This window comes from Propioniciclava tarda (genome assembly GCF_900182665.1).
Taxonomy (GTDB): Bacteria; Actinomycetota; Actinomycetes; order Propionibacteriales; family Propionibacteriaceae; genus Propioniciclava; species Propioniciclava tarda.
On the sequence record NZ_FXTL01000031.1, the window covers coordinates 1 to 5,664 of the forward strand.

At 55.4% G+C, this 5,664-nt stretch carries 3 rRNA genes; all 3 read left to right on the forward strand.

What is annotated here, in order from left to right:
- Positions 1 to 207: 207 nt before the first annotated feature.
- The 3 genes from FN821_RS13980 (at position 208) to rrf (ending at position 5,410) form a co-directional block, all read left to right on the forward strand.
- Positions 208 to 1,726 (forward strand): 16S ribosomal RNA (locus tag FN821_RS13980).
- 370 nt (positions 1,727 to 2,096) lie between these two features.
- Positions 2,097 to 5,201: ribosomal RNA gene (locus FN821_RS13985) — 23S ribosomal RNA — on the forward strand.
- A 92-nt stretch (positions 5,202 to 5,293) separates the two neighbouring features.
- A 5S ribosomal RNA gene (gene rrf / locus FN821_RS13990) occupies positions 5,294 to 5,410 on the forward strand.
- Together the 16S, 23S and 5S rRNA genes form the textbook arrangement of a ribosomal RNA operon.
- Positions 5,411 to 5,664 lie beyond the last annotated feature (254 nt).

A 5,664-nucleotide genomic window follows, 5' to 3' on the forward strand; every position in this document is an offset into this window, starting at 1 on the left:
AGGTGGTGTGCTTCGGAAGTTTGAGAACTCAACAGCGTGCTTAGGTCAATGCCATTTTTTGGTGCACTATAAACAAGATTCGTTTTGTTTGTGTGCCTCGTCTGCTTCGATCCCTTTTTTGGGGGTTGGGGTGGTTTCTTTGAGTGATTGATTGATGGTCAGATGTTTTGTCTGATTGTTGTTTTGTCATGATCTGCTTTTCGTTTTTCGATGGAGAGTTTGATCCTGGCTCAGGACGAACGCTGGCGGCGTGCTTAACACATGCAAGTCGAACGGATCATCAGGTTTTCGGATTTGGTGGTGAGTGGCGAACGGGTGAGTAACACGTGAGTAACCTGCCCCGGACTTTGGGATAACGACTCGAAAGGGTTGCTAATACCGGATATTGAACTGTTGCCGCATGGTGGTGGTTTGAAAGTCTTTTCGGTTCGGGATGGGCTCGCGGCCTATCAGCTTGTTGGTGGGGTGATGGCCTACCAAGGCGTCGACGGGTAGCCGGCCTGAGAGGGCGACCGGCCACACTGGGACTGAGATACGGCCCAGACTCCTACGGGAGGCAGCAGTGGGGAATATTGCACAATGGACGGAAGTCTGATGCAGCAACGCCGCGTGCGGGATGAAGGCCTTCGGGTTGTAAACCGCTTTCACCTCCGGCGAATTTGACGGTAGGAGGAGAAGAAGCACCGGCTAACTACGTGCCAGCAGCCGCGGTGATACGTAGGGTGCGAGCGTTGTCCGGATTTATTGGGCGTAAAGAGCTCGTAGGTGGTTGTTTGCGTCGGAAGTGAAAACCTAGCGCTTAACGGTGGGCTTGCTTTCGATACGGGATGACTTGAGGGATGTAGGGGAGAACGGAATTCCTGGTGGAGCGGTGGAATGCGCAGATATCAGGAGGAACACCGGTGGCGAAGGCGGTTCTCTGGACATTTCCTGACGCTGAGGAGCGAAAGCGTGGGGAGCAAACAGGCTTAGATACCCTGGTAGTCCACGCCGTAAACGGTGGGCACTAGGTGTGGGGGACATTCCACGTTCTCCGTGCCGTAGCTAACGCATTAAGTGCCCCGCCTGGGGAGTACGGCCGCAAGGCTAAAACTCAAAGGAATTGACGGGGGCCCGCACAAGCGGCGGAGCATGCGGATTAATTCGATGCAACGCGAAGAACCTTACCTGGGTTTGACATGCACGAGACGCGTTCAGAGATGGGCGTTCCTTCGGGTTCGTGTGCAGGTGGTGCATGGCTGTCGTCAGCTCGTGTCGTGAGATGTTGGGTTAAGTCCCGCAACGAGCGCAACCCTCGTCCTATGTTGCCAGCGGGTTATGCCGGGAACTCATGGGAGACTGCCGGGGTCAACTCGGAGGAAGGTGGGGATGACGTCAAGTCATCATGCCCCTTATGTCCAGGGCTTCACGCATGCTACAATGGCTGGTACAAAGGGTTGCGATATCGTGAGGTGGAGCGAATCCCATAAAGCCAGTCTCAGTTCGGATTGGGGTCTGCAACTCGACCCCATGAAGTCGGAGTCGCTAGTAATCGCAGATCAGCATTGCTGCGGTGAATACGTTCCCGGGCCTTGTACACACCGCCCGTCAAGTCATGAAAGTCGGTAACACCCGAAGCCGGTGGCCTAACCCGTAAGGGGGGGAGCCGTCTAAGGTGGGATCGGTAATTGGGACTAAGTCGTAACAAGGTAGCCGTACCGGAAGGTGCGGCTGGATCACCTCCTTTCTAAGGAGCCCTAGCCTGCATCCCCTGTGGGGGGGTGTGGACGTCCCGCTTTTCCATGACGTGTGTTTGTGGGGGTGGGGGGTTGTTTGGTTTGTGGAAGGCATTGACTGAGCGTCTGGTTGTGGTGCTGCTGGTGCTGGTACTGCCTGGTGTCCCTTGGTGGGGTGTTGGGTGTGGAACGCGTGGTGGTGTGACGTCCAGGGGTGTGGGCACGTTGTTGGGTTCCTGGCCTTCCGGAGACGGTTTGGTTGGGGGTGGCCTGGATTCTCTCATTGCGGAATGTTTTTTGTGGTGGGGTTTTTGGGTGTGTTGTTTGAGAATTGTATAGTGGACGCGAGCATCTTTGTAGTTTTTGTTTTGGTATTTTTGGTGACAAGCTACTAAGGGCGATCGGTGGATGCCTTGGCATCAAGAGCCGATGAAGGACGTTGTAACCTGCGATAAGCCATGGGGAGTTGGTAAACGAGCTTTGATCCGTGGATGTCCGAATAGGGAAACCTCGAAGGGACCGGAGTCATGTCCGGCGACCTCACCCTGAATCTATAGGGGTGTTGGAGGGAACGTGGGGAAGTGAAACATCTCAGTACCCATAGGAAAAGAAAACAATTGTGATTCCGTGAGTAGTGGCGAGCGAAAGCGGAGGAGGCCAAACCTGATCTGTGTGATAGCCGGCAGGCGTTGCAGGTGGGGTGTTGTGGGGCTGTTCTTGATCATGCTGCCGTGTGGTCGGAGAGTTAGAAAACAACATTGAAGTTGAACCGTCTGGGATGGCGGACCGTAGAGCGTGAAAGTCGTGTAGGTGTATGGTGTTGTCTCTCTTGAATGGTACCCAAGTAGCACGGAACCCCTGAAATTCCGTGTGAATCTGGCGGGACCACCCGTTAAGCCTAAATACTCCTTGATGACCGATAGCGGACAAGTACCGTGAGGGAAAGGTGAAAAGTACCCCGGGAGGGGAGTGAAATAGTACCTGAAACCGGTCGCCTACAATCCGTCGGAGCCTGCAAGGGTGACGGCGTGCCTTTTGAAGAATGAGCCTGCGAGTTAGTGGTGTGTGGCGAGGTTAACCCGGGTGGGGGAGCCGTAGCGAAAGCGAGTCCGAATAGGGCGTTTGAGTCGCATGCTCTAGACCCGAAGCGAAGTGATCTATCCATGGCCAGGGTGAAGCGACGGTAAGACGTCGTGGAGGCCCGAACCCACTTGGGTTGAAAACCGAGGGGATGAGCTGTGGATAGGGGTGAAAGGCCAATCAAACTTCGTGATAGCTGGTTCTCCCCGAAATGCATTTAGGTGCAGCGTCGTCTGTTTCTTACCGGAGGTAGAGCACTGGATGGTCTAGGGGGCCCACAAGCTTACCAAAATCAGCCAAACTCCGAATGCCGGTAAGTGAGAGGACGGCAGTGAGACTGTGGGGGATAAGCTTCATAGTCGAGAGGGAAACAGCCCAGATCATCAGCTAAGGCCCCTAAGGGACTGCTAAGTGGAAAAGGATGTGGAGTTGCTTTGACAACCAGGAGGTTGGCTTGGAAGCAGCCACCCTTGAAAGAGTGCGTAATAGCTCACTGGTCAAGTGATTCTGCGCCGACAATGTAGCGGGGCTCAAGCAGTCCGCCGAAGCTGTGGAACTCACGCGTGTACCTGCCCTTTGGGGCCAGGTGTGTGGGTTGGTAGGGGAGCGTCGTGTGCGCGGTGAAGCGGCGGGGTGACCCAGCCGTGGAGAGCACACGAGTGAGAATGCAGGCATGAGTAGCGAATGACGGGTGAGAAACCCGTCCGCCGAATATCCAAGGGTTCCAGGGTCAAGCTAATCTGCCCTGGGTAAGTCGGGACCTAAGGCGAGGCCGACAGGCGTAGTCGATGGACAACCAGTTGATATTCTGGTACCGGCGAAACAACGTCCGTGTCGAGGCTGGTGATACTAAGCATGCGAGCCTGTTTGGCACCTTCGGGTGTGGACAGGTGAGTCTGTGACCTGAGCTGGTAGTAGGCAAGCTGCGGAGGGACGCAGGAAGGTAGCCCATCCCGGGCGGTGGTTGTCCCGGGCTAAGATGGTAGGCCGACACGTAGGCAAATCCGCGTGTCTTGTGGCTGAGAGTTGATGGCACTGTAAAACATGTTTTGCGGTGTGGGTGATCCTATGCTGCCTAGAAAAGCTTCGTGAGCGAGTTGTGAGCCGCCCGTACCCTAAACCGACACAGGTGGATAGGTAGAGAATACCAAGGCGATCGAGAGAATCGTGGTGAAGGAACTCGGCAAAATACCCCCGTAACTTCGGGATAAGGGGGACCTGACACGTCATCCAATGTACTTGGGGTAGCGTGGAGGGTCGCAGAGACCAGGCCCAAGCGACTGTTTACTAAAAACACAGGTCCGTGCGAAGTTGTAAGACGATGTATACGGACTGACTCCTGCCCGGTGCTGGAAGGTTAAGGGGAACTGTTAGCGCAAGCGAAGCGGTGAACTTAAGCCCCAGTAAACGGCGGTGGTAACTATAACCATCCTAAGGTAGCGAAATTCCTTGTCGGGTAAGTTCCGACCTGCACGAATGGAGTAACGATTTGGGCGCTGTCTCCACCACGAACTCGGCGAAATTGCATTACGAGTAAAGATGCTCGTTACGCGCAGCAGGACGGAAAGACCCCGGGACCTTTACTATAGTTTGGTATTGGTGTTCGGTACGACTTGTGTAGGATAGGTGGGAGACTGTGAAGCCGGGACGCTAGTTCAGGTGGAGTCATCGTTGAAATACCACTCTGGTCGTTCTGGATATCTAACCTCGGACCATGATCTGGTTCAGGGACAGTGCCTGATGGGTAGTTTGACTGGGGCGGTCGCCTCCCAAAAGGTAACGGAGGCGCCCAAAGGTTCCCTCAGCCTGGTTGGCAATCAGGTGTTGAGTGTAAGTGCACAAGGGAGCTTGACTGTGAGACTGACGGGTCGAGCAGGGACGAAAGTCGGGACTAGTGATCTGACGGTGGCGTGTGGAAGCGCCGTCACTCAACGGATAAAAGGTACCCCGGGGATAACAGGCTGATCTTGCCCGAGCGTCCATAGCGACGGCATGGTTTGGCACCTCGATGTCGGCTCGTCGCATCCTGGGGCTGGAGTCGGTCCCAAGGGTTGGGCTGTTCGCCCATTAAAGCGGCACGCGAGCTGGGTTTAGAACGTCGTGAGACAGTTCGGTCCCTATCCGCTGCGCGCGTAAGAGTCTTGAGAAGGGCTGTCCTTAGTACGAGAGGACCGGGACGGACTAACCTCTGGTGTGCCAGTTGTACTGCCAAGTGCACGGCTGGTTGGCTACGTTGGGAAGTGATAACCGCTGAAAGCATCTAAGCGGGAAGCATGCTTCAAGATGAGGACTCTCACACTGTTAAGGTGGTAAGGCCCCCTATAGACCATGGGGTTGATAGGCCAGATGTGGAAGCCTAGTAATGGGTGCAGCTGACTGGTACTAATAGGCCGAGGGCTTGTCCCAAAAACACCAAAACACCAACTACGAATAAAACGCGTCCACTATACGATTCCTGACCAACACACCACACCAGGTGGTACAGGTCAACAAAATGTTACGGCGGTCATAGCGAAAGGGAAACGCCCGGTCCCATTCCGAACCCGGAAGCTAAGCCTTTCAGCGCCGATGGTACTGCACACGCGAGTGTGTGGGAGAGTAGGACACCGCCGGACACAAACCACCCGTTGAGGGCCCCCACCAGGGGGCCCTCAACCATTTAACCCCCCAAGAGCCAAACACGGATTCCCACCCTGCCAGCCACAAAAGAATCCCACCACGACCACGCCGACGCCGACACCAGTGCCAGGCCAAAGAAGCGACACGTGCCAGCTCAGGCTGTTCAATGGCCCGCGCCGCACGGCACCTGAACGGCAACAACGACCGTGCAACTCTTGACCGGCATGAGGCACTTAGGCGTCCTCTTGTC